Here is a 22296-nt window from a genome sequence, read left to right as displayed (position 1 = left end):
GTCCCCGACGCCGCCACGATCACCGCCTCCGGCTCCACCAGCCCCGCCCCGAACGCCGGCCACAGCGCCAGCGACACCGCCGTCGGATAACACCCCGGCACCGCAACACGCCGCGCACCCCTCAACGCCACCCGCCCACCCGGCAACTCCGGCAACCCGTACGGCCACGTCCCCGCATGCGCGGTCCCGTAGAACCGCTCCCACTCCCCCGCATCCCGCAACCGAAAATCCGCACCACAGTCAATAACCAGCACGTCCTCGCCCAGCCCCGCCGCAACAGCAGCGGACTGCCCATGCGGCAACGCCAGAAACACAACGTCATGCCCGGCCAGNCCCCCGCATCCCGCAACCGAAAATCCGCACCACAGTCAATAACCAGCACGTCCTCGCCCAGCCCCGCCGCAACAGCAGCGGACTGCCCATGCGGCAACGCCAGAAACACAACGTCATGCCCGGCCAGAACCTCGGCCGAGGTCTTCTGGAACACCCGCCCGGCCAGCGGGGTGAGATGGGGTTGCACGTCCCCGACCGGCCGTCCGGCGTTCGATCCGGCGGTCAGTGCGCCGATCTCGACCCGGGGGTGTCCCAGCAGGAGGCGCAGCAGTTCACCGCCCGCGTATCCGCTCGCGCCCGCCACAGCTATGCGCACCATGATCTGTCCTCGGATCCGTTCCCTGCTCGTCAGTGGTCGTGGGTCGTCAGCTGCGGGGAAGTTCGCGTGACGCCTGAGGTCGGAGCGGCCGCCCGATGAAGCTTAGCTTAGGCTAACCTTACTGTCCGAAATGGCCGGGGTGCCCATCCGGGGGCATGCCGCGGAATCACTCACGCGGGTGAGGTCTCCCCGCGTTTGCCCAGGACAGCACCGATGTGCGTCAACTCTGCCTGGTGAGGCCGCTGTTCCTTCTGGTAGACACCTTCCCGTCTCGCATGGGGCCGGCCGCACGCCGCCGCCCGACGGAAAGGGAAGCATGGACGAGGAAGAAGACCGCCGTCTGTACGCGATCGCCCCGGAGATCAGCCGGGTGACGGTCGGCCTGCTGCGGACGGTGGTCGGCCTGGAGCCCGCCGAGCGAGTGCCGGAGGAGGCGCTGGGCGTGGCCGACGACGTGCTGGCCCGGCTCGGCACCGACGGACTCCGGTCGCTCGTCATGAGCCTGGCGGGATGGGCGGCGGTGGGCATGGAGAACGTCGCCCAGCTGACGGGCAAGACGTACGAGGCACTCGTCGACGAGATCGAGCTGACCTGCCTGGAGGCCAACCCCGAGGGGTGAGGGCGGAGTCGGCGGCCCATCCCCGGCGTCAGTCCCCCCGCGACGCGATCCAGGCGACGACCGCGAAGACGATCGCGGCCAGGGCGAGGACGACGAGCAAGGTCACCCCCAGACGTCCGAACACGGTTCGGATCGTTTCGCGCGCCTCGGTCCGCCGGGCCAGGGCTTCGGGAGTGGCCACCGGTCGGCAGGCGCGCCACAGGGTACGTGTGCACCAGTACGGACTCATGACGACGCCGTAGACCGTCGGATCCGCGCGGTAGACGACTTCCACGACCTGGGCGACCATCGCGACCACGGTCATGACCGGCAGCATCAGCCGTACGTACAGCAGGTTCTTGCCGGCGAGGAACTTGTCGAAGTCGGGCTTGGGGATCCGGGCCCGGCGGATCCTCCGGGCCGGGGCCGTCACGGCAGGGGCCACGGTCGTCGCGTCGTGCGGGAGTTGTCGCATGACCGGGGAGCCTGGGCCGGACCGGTGGGTGGCGCACCCCCGCCCCCCTCGCACGCCCACGGGCCCTCCACCCGCCCTTACCAGCCAACTCATCGTGGCGGCAGGGTGAATTCGCGGCGCACGACGCGAGGCGGGGGCGTGCGTCGCAGCTCCGAAGAAACCGGATAAAACTATTGCATTCTCCGCTAGGATGCTCCGACGAGCGATGCCATCGATCCGATGAGCGGCCGATCGGGCCGACCGGGGACCGACTGCGCGTCGGCTCGCCGGCCAGGCCGTGGCACCTACTCCCGCCCGCACCTGTCGCCCCACGACTCCTGTGTCGTCCGACCCCTTTCCGTCGCCGTTCCAGGAACGCTCCGCATCCCGCGCAGGCACAGCTGCCGTAGCCCCTCGACCGCCGGAGGACAGCCGCCCATGCACCAGACCACCGCGCTGCTCATCGAACTCGGGGCCATCATCCTCGCCCTGGGACTCCTCAGCCGCCTCGCCGGCCGGATCGGCTTCTCCCCCATACCCCTCTATCTGCTCGCGGGGCTGGCGTTCGGCCGCGGCGGCATCCGTCCGCTCGGCGCCAGCGAGGGGTTCGTCGCCACGGGAGCCGAGGTGGGCGTCGTCCTGTTGCTGCTTCTCCTGGGGCTGGAGTACACGCCCGCCGAACTCGTCCGCAGTCTGCGGACACAGTTCCCCTCGGGAGCCGTGGACTTCGTCCTCAACGCCCTGCCGGGGCTCGTCGCCGCCGCTCTGCTGGGCTGGGGGACGGTGGCCGGTGTGGCTCTGGCGGGGGTCACCTGGGTCTCGTCGTCCGGGATCATCGCGAAGGTACTCGGCGACCTCGGCCGCCTGGGGGCCGTGGAGACGCCCGCCGTGCTCGGCGTCCTCGTCATCGAGGACCTGGCGATGGCCGTCTACCTGCCGCTCCTCACCGCCCTGCAGGCGGGCCTCAGTCTGTCGGCGGGCGGCCTCACCCTGCTGGTCGCCCTGGTCACGGTGACGGGTGTGCTCTACGTGGCGCTGCGCCACGGCCGTCTCATCAGCCGGGCCGTCTCCTCGGACAACCCCGAGCGGATGCTGCTCGTGGTGCTCGGGCTGACGCTGTCCTTCGCGGGCATCGCCCAGGAGTTGAACGTCTCGGCGGCGGTGGGGGCCTTCCTCATCGGCATCGCGCTCTCGGACGAGGTCGCCGAGGACGCCCGTGCCCTGCTGTCCCCGTTGCGGGACCTGTTCGCCGCCGTCTTCTTCGTCTTCTTCGGACTGAGCACGGACCCGGCGTCCGTGCCGCCGGTGCTCGGGCCCGCCGTGGCACTGGCCGGTGTCACCACGCTCACCAAGGTGGCCACCGGCTGGTACGCCGCCCGCCGGGCGGGGGCCGGTTCCGCGGCGCGCTGGCGGGCCGGCGGCACCCTGGTCGCCCGGGGCGAGTTCTCCATCGTCATCGCCGGCCTCGCCGTGAGCGCCGAGCCGCGGGTCGGGCCGCTGGCCACCGCCTACGTCCTGGTGCTGGTGGTCCTGGGCCCGCTCGCCGCGCGCTGGACGGAACCGCTGGCGCGGCGCGTCACCCGCCGGGCCGCCGCGCCCGTACGGGCACCGGCCGCCCCCGCCGTGGAGCACGCCGACACCGTCTGAGCCGCCCGGCTCAGGTGGCGTGCCCGGGCGGCAGCGGCTGCTCCGTCCAGACGGTCTTGCCCTCCCGCTCGTAGCGGGTCCCCCACCGTTCGGTCAGCTGGGCGACCAGGAACAGGCCCCGGCCGCCCTCGTCGGTGCTGCGGGCCCGGCGCAGGTGCGGCGAGGTGTTGCTGGTGTCGGACACCTCGCAGATCAGGCTGTGGCCGCGGATGAGGCGGAGGGTCACGTCGCCGCCGCCCGCGTAGCGGTAGGCGTTGGTGACCAGTTCGCTGACGACCAGTTCGGTCGAGAAGACCATGTCGTCCAGCTGCCACTCCGTCAGCTGGTCGGTCATCAGTCTGCGGGCCATGGACGCGGACTGTTCGTCGGCGGGCAGTGTCCAGGTGGCCACCCGCTCCGGGCCCAGGACGCGGGTCCTGGCCAGCAGCAGGGCGACGTCGTCGTGGGGGCGCGCGGGCAGCAGCGCCTCCACCACGGACCTGGCCAGCTCGGGCAACGGGCGCCCGGGGTGGGCGAGTTCGCGGGTCAGGTCCGCGAGCGCGGTGTCGACGTCGCCGCCGGGCGGCTGGATGAGCCCGTTGGTGAAGAGGGCCAGCACGCTTCCCTCGGGGAGCTCCAGGTCCGCCGCCTCGAAGGGCAGCCCGCCCAGGCCGAGCGGCGGCCCGGCGGGCAGGTCGGGGAGGCTCACCCGGCCGTCCGGGGTCACCACCGCGGGCGGCGGGTGGCCGGCGCGCGCCAGCGAGCAGCGGCGGGAGACCGGATCGTAGACGGCGTAGAGACAACTGGCGCCGGTCACCTGGTCGTTGGGGAAGTCGCGGCTGTTGACCTCCTGCTCGGCGGCCACCCGGTGCACGAGGTCGTCCAGGTGCGACAGGACTTCCTCCGGTTCGAGGTCGAGTTCGGCCAGGGTGTGGACGGCGGTGCGCAGCCGGCCCATGGTGGCCGCGGCGTCGATGCCGTGGCCGATCACATCGCCGACGACGAGGGCGGCACGTGCCCCGGAGAGCGGGATGATGTCGAACCAGTCGCCGCCGACGCCCTCCGCCGCGCCCGCCGGGATGTACCGGTGGGCTACCTCGACGGCGGGCAGGTCGGGCACCTCGCCGGGGAGCAGCCGGCACTGCAGGGAGAGCGCCGCCTGGTGCTGCCGGGTGTACCGGCGGGCGTTGTCGATGCAGACGGCGGCGCGGGCGGCGAACTCGGTGGCGAGCGTGAGGTCGTCGTCCTCGAACGCCTCGGGGCGGCGGGTGCGCCAGAGGACGACGAGGCCCAGGACGAGGCCGCGGGCGACCAGCGGCACCATCATGACGGAGTGGACGCCGAGTTCGGCCGCGCGGGCCGCGCGTTCCTGGGCCAGGGCGGTCAGGCCGGTGGGGCCCTGGCCGTGGCGGAGGAGCACCGGGCGCTTCTCGGCGAGGCAGCGGGCCTGGGGGCTGTCCGGCGGGAGGTCGATGCGGTGCCCGGCCGGGTGCAGCGCCTCCGCCGCCTCGGGGACGAGGGACCGGACCGCGGCCCGGCACACCGGACCGGAGCCGTCCTGCGAGGGTTCCTCGCCGCGGCTGACGGGTTCCAGCAGGTCGACGGAGACGCAGTCGGCGAGCTCGGGGACGAGGACGTCGGCCAGCTCGCGGGCGGTCGTGGCCACGTCCAGTGTGGTCCCGATGCGCCGGCCGGCCTCGTTGAGCAGCGCGAGCCGCACCCGGGCGCGGTGGCGTTCGGTGACGTCCTCGACCAACTGGGTGACGCCGAGCACCCGTCCGGCCGAGTCCGTCATCCGGAAGGCCGACACGGAGACGAACCGCTCGTCCGACGGGTCCGAGCGGAGCCGGCACGGCTGTTCCGTGAAGATCATGGGCCGTCCGGTCTCCAGCACCCGCCGCAGCCCTCCCTCCACCGTGTCGGCGTCCTCGGTGACCACGAAGTCGCCGGTCCGGTGGCCGATGGCCTGGTCGGCCTGGATGCCGGCGATGCGGGCGACGGCCCGGTTGACACGGAGGACGCTCAGGTCGGGCGCGTGGACGGCGAGCCCGATGGGCGACCGCCGGAACAGTCCGTCGAGCACCGACCGGTCGGTCTCCCACTGGACGACGTCCTCGGCGGGGGCGCCGACCAGGAACCATTCCTGAGGGGCGTCCGGCCGGGCGACGAGGCGGGCCCGGATCCCGACATGGATCCGTCTGCCGTCGCCCCGGACCACGGGAACCACACCGAACCAGCCGCCGTCCCGGACACAGTCCGCCGCCGCCTCCGCCACGACGGCCCGGTCGCGGGGCGCGAGCAGCACATCGACGGCGGGCTTCCCGGTCACGTCCACGGCCCGGTGGCCCAGCAGCGCCTCGGTGTGCTTGCCCCAGCCGACGACCGTTCCCCGGTGGTCCAGCACCATCGTGGCCGCGCGGCCGAGCGAGAACGGGTCGTCCGGGCTCTCACTGACGGGCGTCGTCGGTGCGTCCGCCATCGGCTGCCTCCTTCCGCGGTGCCGGTCGCGCTCGCGCCGGGGACACCTTCCACAGTGACGGGTGTGCGGCCGACGCGCCCTTCGGGCCGGGCCGGGGCCTTGCGGTGGGCCCGGGCTTCGTCCGACGGGATCGCCGGCCACGACACCCGGACCGCTGCCCGGGCCCGGGAAGCAGCGGAGGGTGCCGCCACGACATCGAGGGAATGCCTCGTGAGGGTGAATCCGTGCTGAACAGGTCTGCGTACGAAGTGAGTTGCTTCATGCTGGACGTACGTCATGGTGCGCGGTCACGGAAGGTACGGGACCACTATGGGACACCGCAGGGCACGTGACCGATGGGGTTTCCCGCCCTCCGTCATGGTGACCGGGGCGACAAGCGGGATCGGGCGGACGGTGGCCCTCCACCTGGCCCGGGGCGGCTACCAGGTGGTCGCCACCGCACGCACGGCCGCCAAGGCGCACGGGCTCCAGGACGATGCCCGCAAGGCCGGAGTGGTGATCGACACCGTTGTCCTCGATGTGGCCGACGCGCTCTCCTGCGAGCACGCCGTGGAAGAGGCACTGCACCTGGCTCACGGCCGTCTGACGGCGTTGGTCAACAACGCGGGGACAGCGATCGGGGCCGCGCTGGAGGACTCCGGCGACGACGAGGCGCGTGAGCTGTTCGAGGTGAACCTCTTCGGGCCGCTGCGGCTGGCCCGCCTGGTCCTGCCGGGTATGCGGGCGCAGCGGTACGGGCGCATCATCAACATCTCGTCGGTGGCCGGACGGGTGCCGGTGCCGCTGCTCGGTCTGTACAGCGCCAGCAAGAGCGCGCTGGAGAGCTCCACCGAGGTATTGCGGATGGAGTGCGCGGGGTGGGGGGTGCACGCGGTCGTCGTGGCCCCCGGCAGTTTCGCGACGGGGATCTGGGAACGGGGCTTCTCCACCATCACCGGCATCGGGGAATCCCCGTACTCGCCGGGCTACCGGCGTGCGTCCCGGCTCGTGTCCGCCACGTCCCGGCTTCCGGAGCCCCGGCCGGTGGCCCGGACGGTCGAGCGGGTGCTGCGGGCCAGGCGGCCGCGGGCCAGGTACCTCGCCGGGCTGGACTGCCGGATCGAATGCCTGATGGAGCGCGCGGCCCCCCGGGTGGTGACAGACTTCGCCAAACGTGCGCTGACGGGACTGCGGGCGGTTCCCGGACGCGAAGCGCCCTGAGCCCGGCGCGGTTCCGCGTGGACGCGCGGTGCTCCGCGGGGGCGGTTCCATGGCGTCGGCTCCGGTCCGCCGGAGTCCGCCCCGGCTGTGGGCGACCGCTCGCTCTCGCGGCTACCTCGCCCACCGGGCCCGGGACCGGGGAAAGACGTCCGTACGGGCCTCGGCAGCCGCCTCCAGAATGGCCGCGACCTGCTGGTCGGTGAGGTCGGCGTGAACGGAGAACCTGAGAGCCGGATCATCCTCGGGAGTGGCCGGGGCGACGAAAGGCGCGCCGAAGACGCCGCGGCGGTCGAAGGCGCTCTGGAGCCGGGGCATGCCGCTCTCGCTTCCGGGCCGCAGCGAGATGATCTGAGTGCAGCTGGGGGCGATGTCGTAACCGAGGTCGGTGAGTCCCTCACGCAGACATGCGGCCTGCCGGTGCAGGTTGCGCCGGCGGAGATCTGCCCCGCGGATCACCTCCAGTGCGGCCGCCAGGCCGGCGACTTCGTAGGGGAGTACGGCAGAGCTGAAGATCGCTTGCAGGGAGTAGAAGGGGAAGAAGTCGGCGCACCGCCGGGAAGCGGCGACGAGGCCGGCGCGGCCGGCGAACGCCTTGCTGAGGCTGGCCGTACGGAAGGCGACGCGGTCGGTCAGCCCGAGGGCGACCGTGAGCCCCCGTCCCTGAGGACCGAGGACGCCCAGGGCGTGGGATTCGTCGACGAGCAGCGGACACCCGTGGCGGTCGGCGATCTCGACCAGATCGGCCAGCGGGCACAGGTCGCCTTCCACGCTGTAGAGCGAGTCCACCGCGATCAGCCCGGGGCCGTAGTGAGCGATTCCGGCTTCCAGATCGTCCGGTTCGTTGTGGCGGAACGGACGGCAGTGGGCCCTGGCCGCGACGACGCCCTGCCACAGCGACGCGTGGGAGCGCAGGTCCAGGTGCACGGGCGTGTCCGCCGCGACGAGCACCTGGACGAGGCCGATGTTGGCGGCCATGCCCGACTGGCACAGCACGACCGCTTCGCTGCCGAGGTAGTCGGCCATGACGTCGGCGAAGACGAACTGGGCGTCGTCGGCCCGCAGATAGACGGCGGACATCAGCGTTCCGCTGCCCTGCTCCCTCAGGGAGGTGATCTGCGCCCGGATGATGTCGGGGTGCCGTGACAGGGCGAGGTAGTCGTTGCTGAGCAGACAGATGGCGTCCGCCGCGGGGCGGGGACGGTCGCGGAAGAGATGCATGCCGTGCCATCGGGAACGCATCCGTTCATGGCCGGCCTCGATCCGGCCGGTCAGGTGCGTCGGTTCGATGGGGCCGGGGCGCGCGGCGTCTGTCATGGGCACCTGGCTCAGTCGGACGGAACGGCGAAGTGGCGGACGGCGGGCCGCTGTTGCGTGAGAACCGTACCCAGTATCGCGCGGAGTAGGCGTTCAGTACCATGTATGACGACTTGTCGGGAGGAACGGGTGCCTGAGGGTGAGTCACAACCGGGGCGGCGCGCGCCGGTCCGCGGGGCCGCCCGCCGGGGCCGGCGGATCCGTGCCGAGCGGGTGGTGGTCCTCGGCGCCGGCCTGGCGGGGCTTCTCGCCGCGTACGCGGTGTCCGAGTGGGTCGGGGAGGTGGTCCTCGTCGACAGCGACGACCTCGTCGCGGAGGCGGGCGGACGCCCCGGAGCGCCCCAGTCGGCCCAGCTTCACGCGTTGCTGGCCAAGGGGCTCGATGAGGTCGGCGACCGGTTCCCGGGACTGACCGGAGAACTCACGGCAGCCGGTGCCGTGCGGTGCCATGTCGGCATCGATGCCGTCGCGGCCATCGACGGCCACTTCAGAGCTCCCGTGCTCGGGGAGACGGTCCTGGGCCTGACCCGCCCCCTGCTGGAGGGACGCATCCGCCGAAGGGTCCTGGCCCTGCCGCACGTCGGCCTGGTCCGGGGGCGCGTGGTGGCGCTGAGCAGCACCGCCGGCCGCGTCGACGGCGCGGTGATCACTCCGACGGGAGCCGCGGGAGAGGCGTCACGCGCCGCGGCCGAGCGCTTCGCCGCCGACCTGGTGGTGGACGCCACCGGCCGCTCCAGCAGGCTCGGCCACTGGCTGGCGGCGGCGGGCCACCCGCCGCCGCCCACCCGGCGGGTCCACATCGACCTGGGCTACGCCACGCTCGCCTTCCACCGCTCTCCCGGTCAACTGGTGGACGGCGTGGTGGCCGTGCACTCCCAGCGGACCGCGGCGGGCGGTGGTGCCGGGGCCGCGGTCCTGGTCCCGGTGGAGGGACGGCGATGGATGGCGGCCGTCGCCGGCTACGCACAGGACCGGCCGGGCCGCGAGCTGGACGGCTTCCTCGAACGCTGCCGAGCCGATCCGGCGCGGCCGCTGCGCACCCTGGCCCGGCACTGCCGGCCGGCGGGCCCGGTGCTCACCTACCGGGTACCGGACAGCGTGCGACGCGACTTCCACCGGCTCGGGGACTTTCCGGCGGGTCTGGTGGCGGTGGGTGACGCTGTCGCCGCTTTCAACCCGGTCTACGCGCAGGGGATGACGTGTGCGGCCCTGCATGCCCGGATCCTCGCCGACTGGCTGCGCTCCGGGCCGGACCTCACGGTCGCGGCATGGCCGTTCTTCCGCAGGCTGCGTCGCGTGGTCGACAACGCCTGGCGCGTCTCCGTCGTCGAGGACCTCCGTCTCCCCCACGCCCACGGCCCGCGGCCCAGGGGCTGTGCGCTGACCCACCGGTTCACCGCGCGGGTGAACACCGCCGGTGTGACCGACGCCCGGGTGCAGCGCGCGTTCTTCGACGTGGTCAACATGCGCAAGGGGCCCGCGCACCTGATGCGGCCGGACCTGTTCTGGCGGGCGATGCGAGCTCCGCGCCCCGGCGGCCGGTGAGCCCTCGGCCGCCGTACGGGGACCGGGCGCGCACGCCCGGGCCGGACCTCGGTCTCAGCCCACGCCCGAGGCGAGCACCAGACATGAGGACATCACGCCCTGCCCGCTGTTGACGACGAGCAGGTGCTCGCCCGGCGCCAGGGTCACACATCGCTGGGCGTATTCGAGGTTGGCGAGCGTGTCGCCGGAACCCAGGTGTCCGGTGTACGCGTCGGGGACCCTGGCGAAGGCACGCAACGGCTCGGGCAGTGCCGACCGGACGAACGACTCGATGAAGGGATCCGCGAGGCGGGGCAGCAGCACCGCGACGATGCCCGGGTCGTCCGCCCGCAGCCCGGCGTCGTCCAGAGCCTGGTCCACGGCCTCGTGTGTACAGCGCCTGGACTGCTCGACACTGTGCGCGGCCTCGGTGAGCAGGCGGGCGGAGCTTCGGCCGGCGTCCTCACCCGCGTCGGGCAGCCAGGTGCGGATGTCCTGGCCCGCCTCCAGCATGCCCGCGCAGGTGTGGCCACGGGTGGCCAGGGAACGCAGCGCGAAGCGCCCCTGCCCCCGGCCGAGCACGGCTGCCGCCGCGCCGTCCCCGACCACCATCAGGGCGGGATCGGTCCAGCGTACGGAGCCGAACGGCTCGAAGCTGTCCGAGGAGACGGCCACCGCGAGCCGGACGCTGTCTTCAGCGAGCATCCGGGTCACGGCCACCTCCACCGCCGTGGTCCCCCCGTTGCACGCCTGCACGATGCCGACGGTCGCGCAGTCCCCGACCGCCAGCGCCTTGGCGAGCCGGAAGGGCGGTGAGTACAGCTCCCCGGCGAAGCGGGCCGTCCACGCGAAGGCCAGCATGTCCACCGCTTCCACGGGCCGGCCCGCACGGGCCAGGGCCCTGCGGACGGCCTCGGCCGCCATGTGCTCGGGGGTCTCCCCGTGACATTCCGGGACGGAGTCCGTGCCGGCCGGGACGGACCGGCCGTCCGCCAGCACACCGTCGAGCAGGGCGTCCTCCACGGTGCTGCGCCCCTCGGGCAGCCACAGGGCACCGGACACCACGGAGACGCGGGAATCAACGCGCACGGTCGGCTCCTTCGGGATCGGTCGACGACTGGTGCCGGGCAGGTCGCCCGGTCGCCCGCGCCACCGCCGGTGCGGCCGGGGCGCGTGTCAGCGCGAGGGCACCTCGACCCAGGACGGTGAAGCGGGCGACGACGACAGGGTCAGGGCGGATCCGGGCGGGTTGAGCGAGCGGAACCACGAGTCGGCGGTGGTGGCCACCAGCGCCAGGCGGTGCCCCTTCGGCACGTCGTAGGCGGTGGCGTGCAGCCGGAAGCCGGCGGTGAACGGGCTGCCCGGTGCGCGGCCTCGGAAGGTGTACGGCGCGTAGGACATCAAGGTGCCATTGCCCAGGGCGTCCACGTCGTAGAGGTAGGTGACCACCGTGCCGCGCGAGGACGATGGGGTGATCGTGAGGTGTACCCGGGGGGTTCCGCGCACCTGCCGGACCGCGGCCGACGGGTACCCGGTCCACACCGCGCCCGCACCACGCGGAACCAGGGCCAGGGGCCTGGGCACCCGGGCGCCCAGGAGGGCCTCCACCGTGTTCTGCAGGGGAAGGTGCTCCCCGTCGAGCACGGTTCCCGGACCGGCGACCAGCCGTGCGCGGGACGCGGGGGCACCGGGTCCGTCCCGGAGCGAACCGCCGCCCGACAGGACGAGCCGGCGGGGCGGGCCCGTCATGGCCGACCAGCTCGGGTGTCCCTCGAATCCGTGGCCGACCCCGAACAACGGGCCGCTGTTCACCGGCCGGATCAGCACCGGCGGTTCCTCCGCCACCCCGTTGGCGCGGTCCTTGAGTGTGTGGTCGAACCAGCGCATCGCCGAGTCGATCACCTCATTGGGCATGACGCTGCTGGAGAACTCCGCCCCGCCGTGACCTCCCGGCCTCATCTCCAGCCGCTTCCGCCCCCGCAGGCGGTCGAAGAACTCGCCCCTCCGGCCCACCGGGGTGAGCTTGTCCCCCCACGCCTGCGCGAGGAAGACCGCCGTGCCCTGGGCGTTGTACCGGTCCAGATAGGTCTCGGGAGAACGCACCCCGGCCCAGGCCGCCAGCCGCCGGGCGTCCCAGGGAAAGAGACCGGAGACGGGTGAGCTCGCCCCCGAGGCACCGTGCAGTCCGCCGTACAGGGCCGCCAGGTAACCGGTCTCCGCGGGCGTCCCGTTGTCCTGGAACACGTCGTACATGTCGGTCCAGCTGCTCAACGCGGTCACCGACCTGATCCTCGGGTCGAACGCGGCCCCGAGCAGGCTCACGCTCGCCCCGTAGGACAGCCCTGTCGCGCCGATGTGCCGGGCGTCGGCGGGGGTGTGCGCGAGGCTCCAGGTGACGACGGACCGGACATCGGCGACGTCCTTGGGGCCGCCCATGTCCATGGTGCCCCCGGACCCGCCCATGCCCCGGGGCGCGTAGATGACGACGACGTATCCCCGGCTCGCCGCCGCCAGTTGGGTTCTGCTGAAGAACGCCTCGCTCATGATCCAGGACCGTGTCATCACGATCAGCGGGTGCGGTCCCCCGCCCCTCGGCGCGGCCACGCTGCCCCTGAGCGGCACGCCGTCGCCGCCGGGGATGACCACGGGCCGCCAGGTGACCGGCGGGGCGGACGCGGCGTGGACCGCTCCGGGTGCGACGCATACGGCGGACAGGAGAAGGCCGGCCAGGGCGGCGGCGACGCTCCTCCAAGGACGTCGTCTTCGGGCGGCGCCCCTCGCGGGCCGGGGTGCCGAGGCGCGGGGACGGAGGGTCTCCATATGTTCCCTTCGGTGTGCGGCGCGGTTCAGTCGGTGCCGTGGCCGAGACGCGCCAGGGCGCGCGCGGCGAGGCTGTTGATGCTGCTCGCGTTGATCAGCTCCACCGCCGGGATCTCGCAGCCCAGGCGTCGCGCGACGACTCCGACGAGTTCGGCGGCCATCAGCGAGTCCATGCCCAGCTGGTCCAGGGGGCGTTGGAGGTCGATGTGCGCGGGATCCGTCTGGAGGACGTCGGCGACCGCGTGCCGGAGCACCTCGGCGACGAGTTCCTGTGCCGCCTCGGTATCGGCGCCGGCCAGCCGTCCCTGGAGCCGCTCGGTGTCGTCCGGCCGGCCCGGGCCGGCCGCGGGCGCCAGTTCGCCGAACCGGGGGGCGCCCAGCGCCGGGAAGTGGGAGCGTGCCCGCTCCCAGTCGATCCTGCCGGTCATCGCCACGGTGGCGTCCACGGCGAGGAGTTCGTCCAGGGCGGCACATGCCTCCGCCGAGGACAACGGGTGCACACCCCTGCGCGGCCAGGTGTCGTCCTTCCCGGCCCGTGCGACGTACCCCGTGTCGCCGATGACGCCCCAGCCGACGGTCAGGGCGTGGCGGCCACCGGCCCGCCGGGAGCGGGCGAGGGCCTCCAGGAACAGGTTGCCCGCGACGTAGTTGGCCTGGTTCCGGTTGCCGATGACCGCGGTCACCGAGGAGCAGCAGACGAAGAAGTCGAGCGGCTGTCCGGCCGTGGCGGCGTCCAGGAGCAGCGCCGCGAGCATCTTGGGCCGTAGGGCGGTGCGGATCCGGTCCTCGGTGAGTTCGGACAGCGGGGTGTCGTCCAGGACCATGGCCGCGTGCACGACCCCGCGCAGCGGACGCCCGGCCGCCTCGATGTCCCGCAGCACCTCACGCACGGCGGACGGGGAGCAGACGTCGGCCGCGTGCACCGTGGTCCGTGCGCCGCGGGCGGCGAGGTCGCGCAGCAGCTCGTCGGCCCCGGGTGTGGCGCGGCCCCGCCTGCCGACGAGGACCAGATGGCGCGCTCCGCGGTCGGCCAGATGGCGGGCGATCGCCGCCCCCAGACCGCTGAGGCCACCGGTCACCAGATACGCGGCGGCGGGATCCGGTGCCGCCGGGATGGTCCGCGCCTCGACGGGCGGCGGCGTACCGAAGGTGACGACCACCTTGCCGAGGTGCCGGGAGTGCCGCAGCGCGCGGAACGCCTCCGTCACCCGCTCGGCCGGGTAACTCTGGTGCGGGAGGGGCCGGTAGGAGCCCGAACGTACCTGGTCGACGATGTCCTCCAGGGTGCAGGACGGCAACGGGCCGCGTTTCAGCAGCTGGTTGAGTTCCATCGAGCAGAAGGTGACGTTGTCCTCGAAGATCCCCATCGGCAGCCGGCTGCCCGCCTCGATGTCGCGCTTGCCCAGCTCGACGAACCGCCCGCCGGGCGCCAGCAGTTCCGCGCTGCGCGTCAGCGCCTCGCCCGCCAGGGAGTTGAGCACGACGTCCACGCCCCGCCCGGCCGTCCTTACCCGCACCTGCTCGGCGAAGTCCAGGCTCCGGGAGTCCAGTACGTGGCCGACGCCCAGCAGGTGCAGCAGATCCCGCTTCGCCGGAGTTCCCGCGGTGGCGATGAGCTCCGCCCCCCGTGCGCGCGCGAACTGGAGCGCGGCCAGGCCGACGCCGCCGGCGGCACCGTGCACCAGGAGTGTCTCCCCCGCGGTCAGCCGGGCCAGGTGGTCCAGTGCGTGATGCACGGTGAGGAAGGTCATGGGCAGGGTGGCGGCCTCGGCGAAGGACATGGTCGCGGGGATGGCGCTCACCAGGTACCTCGGGGTCACCACATGGGACGCCAGGCAGCGGAGGGCGCCCGCGCACACCCGGTCGCCGGGGACGAGGTCCTCGACCCGTGAACCGACGGCCGCCACGACGCCCGCGCACTCCAGCCCCAGGTACTGTCCGGTGACGGTCGAGACCTCGGCGTTGGGCCGCACCATCCCCAACGTCTCCATCACGTCGCGGTAGTTCAGTCCGACGGCCCGTACCTCGATAAGAACCTCGTCCGGGCCGACGGACGGGCGCTCGGCCGCCACCCAGGCCATGCGGTGCGACAGTCCGGGGTCGCGCAGCTCAAGACGGTACGGAGCCGGCGGCCCGCTCCGGTGCCGGGCGGGGGCCGACGGCCCGCTGCGGACCACGAACCGGCCGGCGCCGGTGAGCAGGACCTCGTCCTCGTCGGTGGGGTCCAGCAGCTCCAGCGCGAGACGCCGGGCGACGGCCGGAAGGCCGGGGTCCGCTTCGGCCGCGATCCGCCGGACCGTGAGTCCGGGGTGCTCGTTGGCCAGGCAACGGACGGCTCCCCAGGGCGCGCTGTCACCGCACCGGTCCGCCGCCGCCGGGGCGCCCAGCGCCACGCCGGAGCGCGTGACCAGCCAGAGCGCCACGACAGGAGGGGAGTCGTGTCGCGCGTAGGCGCGCGCGAAGGCGGCGACGGCGGCGATGCGGCGCACGGCCAGTTCCGTGACGGCCTCCGCGTCCCCGGCGGGCGGCGGGTCGCCGTCCAGCAGGAGAACCGCGTGCACCGGCCCCGTCCCGTCCTGCCACGCCTTGGCCCAGCCGACGGCCCGGTCGTGCAGGTCCGTGCGGGACACGCGGTCCGGTGCCGACCCGGCCAGCAGCGCGGCGAGTTCGCGTGCCGGCGCCCCTTCCGGGTCCTCGGCCGCGACGATCCATCGTGCGTCGCCGGCCGGCAGCGCGGGCGAGGGTCGGCACGGCGCCGGAGGCGCGGTGGTCGCGGCCCGCCCGGCGAGGACGACCGACGAGACCGTGGCGGCGCCGTCGGCTCCCGAGCCGATGACGTGTGTCCCGGAGAAGCCGCAATCGCGGAGCAGGGCCTCCCACCGCGGGGCCGCCAGCAAGGGGGAGGTGCTCCGCAGGCCCGTGTCGGTGAAGGCCCACTGCTCGTCCAGCAGACCGAGGCACCCGGCCCAGAGGCCCGCGTCGTGCAGCTCCGCGCCGATCAGCAGGCCGCCCGGGGCGAGCAGGCGCGCCAGTCCGGTGGCGGTCCACCGCAGATCCCTGGCCAGGTGCAGGGCGTGGTGGGCGATCAGCAGGTCGAACGAGTCCGGCGCGAAGCCCTGTTCCTCGGGCGCGCGGTCGAGGTCGAACGTCCGGTAGCCGACGAACCCGTGGCCCGCGAAGCGCCGCCGGGCGCGCGGGAGGACCGCCTCCGACACGTCGCTGTAGACGTACTCGGTGCGTTCGGGGGGCAGTACGTCCAGCAGCCGGTCGGTCATGCCGCCCGTACCGGCACCGATCTCCAGGATCCGCAGCGGCTGATCCGCCGGCCACCCGGCGACGACCGCGCGCGTCACTTCACGGACGGTCTCGGTCTGTGCCTCCATGGCGGGGCCGGAGTGGAAGCGGTCGGCCGGACGGTGGTCGGAGTCGGAGTGGAGGAGTTCCCGGGGGTCGCTCACGCCGCGCACGACATCGGCCAGATGGAGACCGCAGCGTCCGTACAGCGCGAGCCGCAGACTCTCCTCGGGCAGATCCCGGAGCGCCTCGTCCAGCGCGCGCCGCGGTTCGGGAACGGCCCCCGGCCGCCGGCCCCGCGGGTCCTCCCGGGTCAGCAGGCCGTGTTCCGCCGCGAGCGGCAGGAGCACGTCCATCAGCGGGCGGTACTTCGCCGCCATGCCCGCCAGGACCAGGTCGTCGGGTGAGAAGGCCGCCGGCGGCTCCGCCCCGGCGGCTTCGAGCAGCTGTCGCGCGGCCGCCGCGGTGAAGTGCGCGACGACCTCGCGAAGGCGCCGCGCACAGTCGTCCGCCCGGCGCAGCCGTTCCGTGACGTCCGCCGTCGCCCGCCACCGTGCGGCCGCCTCGGCCAGGCTCCGCACATCCGGTACGGGAGCGCTCGCGGCGGGATGCGCGAGACGCGGATGGGCCGCGGCGCGCAGGGTGGTCTCCCAGCGGCCGAGCGGCGAGCGCGCCCTGGTCTGGAAGCGCCGCAGCCGGATTCCCAGGAGTTCGACCGTGACGTTTCCGTCCCGGTCCATCAGACGGGCGTCGCAGCGCGCTTCCGCCGCCCCGACGTCGCGGGCCCGGACCCGGACCCATCCCTCGGCGGGCGGGGGCCGCCACCAACGGGTGGTTTCCACCATGGCGGGCAGGAAGGGCCGGTCCGCTCCGGTCACCGCGGCGCAGAGCGGCCCGGTGAGCTGCATGGCCGTGTCCAGGACGACCGGGTGGGCCCGGAACCCCTCGACGGGCAGACCGGTGGCGTAGGTGGCGAGGACCTCTCCGTCCCCGAGGTCGAGACCGCTGATCATCCGGAAGGCCGGTCCGAGGGACAGCCCCAGCCGGGAGAGACGGTCGTAGTACGCGGCCTTGGTCAGGGCCGTCGTCCCGGGGGCGCCGAGCACCGGCGGGCCGACGGGTTCGGGTGCCGGGCGCAGCAGCCGGCGGACCCGTCCCCGTGCGTGCAGCTGCCAGTCGGAACGGGCGTCCGGGCGGGCCGCGACGCGCAGCACCTGGTCCTCGTCCGACAGCGAGACCTGCAGCCGCACATCGGCCGTGTCGTCGTCCCAGGGCAGACTCAGCCCTTTGACGATGCGCAGGTCACGGATCTCCACCGGCCCTTCGAACGCCTGACCGGCGGCGGCGAGTGCCATCTCCAGATAGGCGGCGGCCGGCATCACCACGCTGTCGTCGATCCTGTGGTCGCCCAGCCATGGCAGCCGGGACGGCTCCACGGGCCCCGACCACAGCGGTTCGAGGGAGGTCAGCCGGGTGCCGAGGAGCGGGTGCACGGGCGCTCCCTCGTCGCCCTGGGTGCCGGACCACCACCAGGGGGAGCCGTTCCAGTGCCGTTCCCGCTGCCAGGGGTGGGCGGGCAGGTCCGCCGGCCGGCCGGGCGAGGGGAAGTGCGCCTGCCAGTCGATCCGGCCCCCGACGGCCATGAGCTGGGCGACGGCCTGCCGCAGGTCGTCCGGGCCGTCACCGCCGCGCACGCAGCTGCGGACCACCGCCGGGCGCCGGTCACCGCGCAGGACCAGGCGCTTGAGGTAGGTGCCCAGCACGGCGTGCGGTCCCACCTCCAGGAACACCCGGTACCCGTCGTCGAGCAGCGCCCGCACGGCATCGGCGAACAGCACCGGCTCCCGGATGTTGCGCCACCAGTACGCGGCGTCGAGCCGTTGGCCCGGCAGCGCCCCGCCCGTGACCCCCGAGAAGAAGGGGACGGTTCCCGGAGCGGGCCGGAGCGGGCCGAGCTCGGCCCGCAGCGGCTGCTCGATGACATCCATCGCGGTGCTGTGGAACGCGTAGTCGAGGTCCAGAAGGCGGAAGAAGACACCCCGCTCGCCGAGCCGGGAACCCAGGTCGTCGAGGTCCCGCCGGTCACCGGAGACCGTGGCGTCGCGATCGCTGTTGACCGCCGCCACCGTCAACCGGCCCCCGTACCGGGCGATCTCCTCACGTACGTCGTCCATCGCCAGACCCACGGCGGCCATGCGGCCCTGTCCCGCGGTGAGGGCTTGCTTCCGGCTGCGTGCGGCGGTGAGCAGGGCGGCCGCCGGGAGATCCAGTACGCCCGCGGCACACGCGGCCGCCACCTCTCCGAAGCTGTGGCCCGTGACGGCCGATGGACGGACCCCGGCCCGCTCCAGCGCGGCGACCGCCCCCAACTGGAAGGCGAACAGGAGGGGTTGCGCAATCTCCGTGCGCCGCAGGTCCGCCTCGGACACCGGGCCGGCGAGGGCGTCCCGTACGGACCACCCCAGAAGCGGGGTGAGGGCGGCGTCCACGCGCTGCACCGCGGCGCGGAAGGCGGCGTCCCGGGCCATCAGCTCGACGCCCATCCCCGGCCATTGCGAGCCGTTGCCGGAGAAGACGAAGGCGATCCTGCCGTCGTCCGTGGCGTGCCCCGAGGCGGCCGCGCCCGTTCGGCGCCCCGTGGCCAGGGCGGCCAGCGCGCCCGCGGCCCGGGACCTGCCGGCCGCCAGGACGGCGGCCCGTTCGCGGTGGTGCCCCCGGCGCAGGCACGTGGTGCGCGCCAGGTCGTAGAACTCCTCGTCCGAGGCCCCGCGCAGCCGGTCGGCCATCCGCCGGGCGGCTTCGGCGAGGGCCGCCGGGGTGTGCGCGGACACCAGCACGGGCAACGGGCTTTGATCGACGGCCTGTTGGTCACACCGGGGAGCGGGCAGGGCCACGGCGGAGGGCCGGGTGTCCGGGTCCGGGCCCAGGACGACGTGCGCGTTGGCGCCGCCGAATCCGAAGCTGTTCACCCCCACCACCGGCCGGGGCCGGTCCGCCAGGGACTCCTCCTGCAGCGCGGGGCGCAGCCGCCAGCGCACGAAATCGATCGCCGGATTGAGGGGATCGGCGTGCAGGGTGGGGGGAACGACGCCATGACGCAGCACCAGCATGGCCTTGAACAGTCCGGGCATGCCGGAAGCGGCCTCCAGATGGCCGATGTTCGACTTCACCGAGCCGATGGGCAGCGCCCCTGTGGTGCGGTGCTCGCCCAGGGCGCGCCCGATCGCCTCGCACTCGACCGGGTCGCCGGCCGGGGTGCCCGTGCCGTGCGCCTCGAAGTAGACCAGGTCGTCGGGCCGGATCCCGGCCCGCCCGTAGACGGTCCGCAGCAGTTCGGCCTGGGAGTGCGCGTGCGGCAGGGCCAGGCCCCGGGTGCGGCCGTCGCAGTTGGTGCCGGTGGCCACGACGGTCGCCTGTACGCGATCTCCGTCGGCCAGGGCGTCGCCCAGGCGTTTGAGGACGACCACTCCGCCGCCCTCGGCGCGTACGTACCCGTCGGCGTCGGCGGCGAAGGTCCGGCAGCGCCCGGAGGGCGACAGCATGGAGGCGGACGAGAACCCCACGTAGGAAAAGGGGTTGAGGATCACGTTCACTCCACCGGCCAGGGCGGCCCGGCCCTGCCCGGTGCGCAGGTACTGGCAGGCGCGGTGCAGCGCGGTCAGGGACGACGAGCAGGCGGTGTCCAGCGCCACGCTCTCGCCGCGCCAGTCGAAGACGTAGGAGATGCGGTTCGCGGTGATGGCCGGGGACGTACCCGTCATGCTGTAGGCATTGACCGTGGCCGGCCTGACGGACTGGAGATCTCCGTAGTCACGGCTGGAGACGCCGATGAACACGCCGACGTCCGTTCCGGCCCAGTCGGCCGGGCACACACCGGCCTGGTCGAGGGCCTCCACGGCCATCTCCAGCAGCAGACGCTGCTGAGGATCCATCCGGGTGGCCTCCTTGGGGGCGATGCCGAAGAACCCGGCGTCGAATCCGGCGACATCGTCGAGGAACCCTCCGGCGGCGGTTCGGGTCTTGCCCGGCCGTTGTCGTTGCCGGTCGGTGAAGAGCGGGGCGTCGAACCGTTCCCGCGGCACCTCCGTCACCAGATCGCTGCCCGCTCGCAGCGCTTCCCACAGCCCGTCCAGGTCATTGAGGCCTCCGGGAAGCCGACAGGAGGCGCCTACGATCGCGATGAGGTCGTTCTCGCGGTGGCTGTTGTCATGGTGCGCGACATGCTGGGGCACGGGCGTCTCCTGAATGATGTCGACCTGTCGTGCACACCGCCCTTCCGGCTGTACGAAATCTGCCCAGGAAAGGTGACGGCAATCACAAATCCGGTGCTAATAGCCGTGGAATCCACGGGAGTTGGAGAAGGATTCGCCCACGGTCGGCGTGATGAATTACCCCGCTCCATTGATACGGAAATACGGAAAGCTTTTAAAGGGCGCCACTATCACACGCCATGGCGGCCGCCGGCGGTCCACCGGCGTCGGCGCGAGCGCGGGACCGCCGACCGGCCGGTGCCCCGCGGCGGGGCACCGGCCGGTCGCCGGTCAGGCGAGGGCGACCAGGTCCAGGTAGCCCTCGTTCCACAGGTCCTCGTCCCCGTCCGGCAGCAGCAGGACGCGGTCCGGGCGCAGTGCCTCGATGGCGCCTTCGTCGTGGGTCACCATGACGATCGCGCCCGGGTAGGTGCCGACGGCTGCCAGGACCTCCGCGCGGGAGGCCGGGTCGAGGTTGTTGGTGGGCTCGTCCAGGAGGAGCACGTTCGCGCCGGAGTGGACGAGTCCGGCCAGGGCGAGCCGGGTCTTCTCGCCGCCGGAGAGGACCGCGGCGGGCTTGTCGGCGTCGTCCCCGGTGAAGAGGAACGCGCCGAGCACGTGCCGCAGTTCGCCGTCGGTGAGGTGCGGGGCGGCGGCGGCCAGGTTGTCGCGGACGCTGCGGTTCCCGTCGAGGGTGTCGTGCTCCTGGGCGAAGTAGCCCAGGCGCAGCCCGTGCCCGCGCACGACGTGCCCGGCGTCGGGGGTCTCGCGGCCGGCGAGGAGCCGGAGCAGGGTGGTCTTGCCCGCCCCGTTGAGGCCGAGGACCACCAGCCGGCTGCCGCGGTCGACGGCCAGGTCGACGCCGCTCAGGACCTGGTGCCCGTCGTACGCCTTGGCCAGTCCGGCGGCACCGAGCGGCATCCGCCCGCAGGGGGCGGGCTCGGGCAGCCGGATCCGGGCGGTCCGCTCGGTGCGCCGGGCCGGTTCCAGTTCCGCGAGCATGCGGTCGGCCCGGCGGGCCATGCTCTTGGCGACGACGGCGGTCGAGACCCGGGCACGCATCCGGTCCGCCTGGGCGTGCAGGGAGGCGGCCTTGCGTTCGGCGTTGGCCCGTTCCCGGGTGCGGCGTCGCTCGTCGGCCGCGCGCTGGGCGAGGTAGTCGGCCCAGCCGGTGTTGTGGACGTCGATCGTGGCGCGGTGCGGGTCGAGGTGGAGGACCCGGTTGACGGTGTCGGCGAGCAGCGACGTGTCGTGGCTGATCATCACGAGGCCGCCCCGGTGTCCGGTCAGGAAGGCGCGCAGCCAGGCGACGGAGTCGGCGTCCAGGTGGTTGGTCGGCTCGTCGAGCAGCAGGGTGTCGTGGCCGGCGAACAGGATCCGGGCCAGTTCGACGCGGCGGCGCTGGCCGCCGGAGAGGGTGCCGACCGGCTGGTCCATGACCCGGGGCGGCAGGCCGAGGCCCGCTGCCACCCGGGCCGCCTCGGCCTCGGCGGCGTATCCGCCGCGGGCCTGGAACTCGGCCTCGGCCCGGCTGTAGGCGTGCATCGCCCGGTCCTGCGCGGCCGGTGCCGAGGCTTCGGCCAGCGCGGCCCCGGCGGCCCGCAGGGCGTGGACGGCCCGGTCCAGGCCGCGGGCGGAGAGGATCCGGTCGGTGACGGTGACGGCGGGGTCGGCGGCGCGGGAGTCCTGCGACAGGTGGCCGACGGCTCCGGTACGGGTGATGGTGCCGGCGGCGGGCGGGGTCTCCCCCGCGAGGACGCGGAGGAGGCTGGTCTTGCCGGCTCCGTTGCGGCCGACGAGACCGATCCGGTCGCCGGGGGCGACGTGGAAGGAGACGCCGGACAGCAGGAGACGGGCGCCGACGCGCACGTCGGCACCGCGAACGGTGATCATGGGATAACGCTCCGAAACAGCGAGAGGACACACGGGTGGCGTGGAAGCGGGTCCTCGGCTAGGAAATTCGGGGCGTAGACATGCGGGCCAGAGTAGAGCCGTCTCCCTGGGCGGCGCATCCGGTTTTTTCGGGGCGGACGCGGACGGCCCGGTGGCGCCCTTCTCCGGCCGCGGCCCGGGAAAGGGCGCCGG

The 22296-nt window shown here is 73.5% G+C and carries 11 protein-coding genes and 2 pseudogenes; 4 read left to right on the top strand and 9 right to left on the bottom strand.

What is annotated here, in order from left to right; all coding sequences use genetic code 11:
- Together HN013_RS33725 and HN013_RS34180 are read right to left on the bottom strand one after the other, a co-directional pair.
- Positions 1–335: pseudogene (locus tag HN013_RS33725) on the bottom strand (N-acetyl-gamma-glutamyl-phosphate reductase); the annotation flags it as partial.
- Positions 336–463: 128 nt separating this feature from the next.
- Positions 464–655: pseudogene (locus tag HN013_RS34180) on the bottom strand (N-acetyl-gamma-glutamyl-phosphate reductase); the annotation flags it as partial.
- A gap of 313 nt (positions 656–968) precedes the next feature.
- On the opposite strand from HN013_RS34180, the gene HN013_RS20515 reads away from it, so the two are divergent.
- Positions 969–1271, top strand: a complete 303-nt coding sequence (locus tag HN013_RS20515; protein WP_004953812.1) for a hypothetical protein — start codon at positions 969–971, stop codon at positions 1269–1271.
- A 28-nt stretch (positions 1272–1299) separates the two neighbouring features.
- On the opposite strand, the gene HN013_RS20510 is transcribed toward HN013_RS20515, so the two are convergent.
- Positions 1300–1725: a hypothetical protein gene (locus tag HN013_RS20510; RefSeq protein ID WP_171168299.1), complete on the bottom strand. Its 426-nt coding sequence runs from the start codon at positions 1723–1725 to the stop codon at positions 1300–1302.
- Between the two features lie 417 nt (positions 1726–2142).
- Between HN013_RS20510 and HN013_RS20505 the strand changes: the two genes are divergently transcribed.
- Positions 2143–3351 carry a cation:proton antiporter gene (locus HN013_RS20505; RefSeq protein ID WP_171168297.1) on the top strand — a complete coding sequence of 403 codons (1209 nt, stop codon included), beginning with the start codon at positions 2143–2145 and terminating at the stop codon, positions 3349–3351.
- Positions 3352–3361: 10 nt separating this feature from the next.
- On the opposite strand, the gene HN013_RS20500 is transcribed toward HN013_RS20505, so the two are convergent.
- Entirely contained in the window at positions 3362–5809 is a 2448-nt protein-coding gene (locus HN013_RS20500; RefSeq protein ID WP_171168295.1) for a SpoIIE family protein phosphatase, read from the bottom strand.
- Between the two features lie 276 nt (positions 5810–6085).
- On the opposite strand from HN013_RS20500, the gene HN013_RS20495 reads away from it, so the two are divergent.
- Positions 6086–7009 (top strand): SDR family oxidoreductase, encoded by a 924-nt coding sequence (locus HN013_RS20495; RefSeq protein ID WP_312018664.1) that lies wholly within the window; start codon positions 6086–6088, stop codon positions 7007–7009.
- Between the two features lie 111 nt (positions 7010–7120).
- Here the strand turns inward: HN013_RS20495 and cqsA are convergent, their stop codons facing one another.
- Positions 7121–8323 carry an alpha-hydroxyketone-type quorum-sensing autoinducer synthase gene (gene cqsA, locus HN013_RS20490; RefSeq protein WP_171168291.1) on the bottom strand — a complete coding sequence of 401 codons (1203 nt, stop codon included), beginning with the start codon at positions 8321–8323 and terminating at the stop codon, positions 7121–7123.
- A 129-nt stretch (positions 8324–8452) separates the two neighbouring features.
- Between cqsA and HN013_RS20485 the strand changes: the two genes are divergently transcribed.
- Positions 8453–9868 (top strand): hypothetical protein, encoded by a 1416-nt coding sequence (locus tag HN013_RS20485; protein ID WP_171168289.1) that lies wholly within the window; start codon positions 8453–8455, stop codon positions 9866–9868.
- A gap of 54 nt (positions 9869–9922) precedes the next feature.
- Here HN013_RS20485 and HN013_RS33140 read toward each other — a convergent pair whose 3' ends face one another.
- The 4 genes from HN013_RS33140 to HN013_RS20465 all read right to left on the bottom strand — a co-directional run bounded on the left by HN013_RS33140 (position 9923) and on the right by HN013_RS20465 (position 22104).
- Positions 9923–10936 (bottom strand): ketoacyl-ACP synthase III family protein, encoded by a 1014-nt coding sequence (locus tag HN013_RS33140; RefSeq protein ID WP_171168287.1) that lies wholly within the window; start codon positions 10934–10936, stop codon positions 9923–9925.
- An 87-nt stretch (positions 10937–11023) separates the two neighbouring features.
- The gene (locus HN013_RS20475; protein ID WP_171168285.1) at positions 11024–12667 is read right to left on the bottom strand and encodes a CocE/NonD family hydrolase; all 1644 of its coding nucleotides are present in this window, start codon (positions 12665–12667) and stop codon (positions 11024–11026) included.
- A gap of 26 nt (positions 12668–12693) precedes the next feature.
- Positions 12694–20193 (bottom strand): type I polyketide synthase, encoded by a 7500-nt coding sequence (locus HN013_RS20470; protein ID WP_171168283.1) that lies wholly within the window; start codon positions 20191–20193, stop codon positions 12694–12696.
- A gap of 309 nt (positions 20194–20502) precedes the next feature.
- Positions 20503–22104, bottom strand: coding sequence for an ABC-F family ATP-binding cassette domain-containing protein (locus HN013_RS20465; RefSeq protein ID WP_171168281.1), 1602 nt, complete (start codon positions 22102–22104; stop codon positions 20503–20505).
- Between the last annotated feature and the right edge of the window lie 192 nt (positions 22105–22296).

This window comes from Streptomyces sp. I05A-00742 (assembly GCF_013055795.1).
Lineage (GTDB): Bacteria > Actinomycetota > Actinomycetes > Streptomycetales > Streptomycetaceae > Streptomyces.
Note: the sequence above shows the minus strand (reverse complement) of the source record. Positions and strands in the feature narration are given on the sequence as shown.

Bases quoted from the DNA above. Each gene is read 5' to 3' on its own strand.
- HN013_RS20495 (WP_312018664.1), top strand. From the start codon at position 6,086: ATGGTGCGCGGTCACGGAAGGTACGGGACCACTATGGGACACCGCAGG.
- HN013_RS20510 (WP_171168299.1), bottom strand. From the start codon at position 1,725: ATGCGACAACTCCCGCACGACGCGACGACCGTGGCCCCTGCCGTGACG.
- HN013_RS20465 (WP_171168281.1), bottom strand. From the start codon at position 22,104: ATGATCACCGTTCGCGGTGCCGACGTGCGCGTCGGCGCCCGTCTCCTG.
- cqsA (WP_171168291.1), bottom strand. From the start codon at position 8,323: ATGACAGACGCCGCGCGCCCCGGCCCCATCGAACCGACGCACCTGACC.
- HN013_RS20475 (WP_171168285.1), bottom strand. From the start codon at position 12,667: ATGGAGACCCTCCGTCCCCGCGCCTCGGCACCCCGGCCCGCGAGGGGC.
- HN013_RS20500 (WP_171168295.1), bottom strand. From the start codon at position 5,809: ATGGCGGACGCACCGACGACGCCCGTCAGTGAGAGCCCGGACGACCCG.
- HN013_RS20515 (WP_004953812.1), top strand. From the start codon at position 969: ATGGACGAGGAAGAAGACCGCCGTCTGTACGCGATCGCCCCGGAGATC.
- HN013_RS20505 (WP_171168297.1), top strand. From the start codon at position 2,143: ATGCACCAGACCACCGCGCTGCTCATCGAACTCGGGGCCATCATCCTC.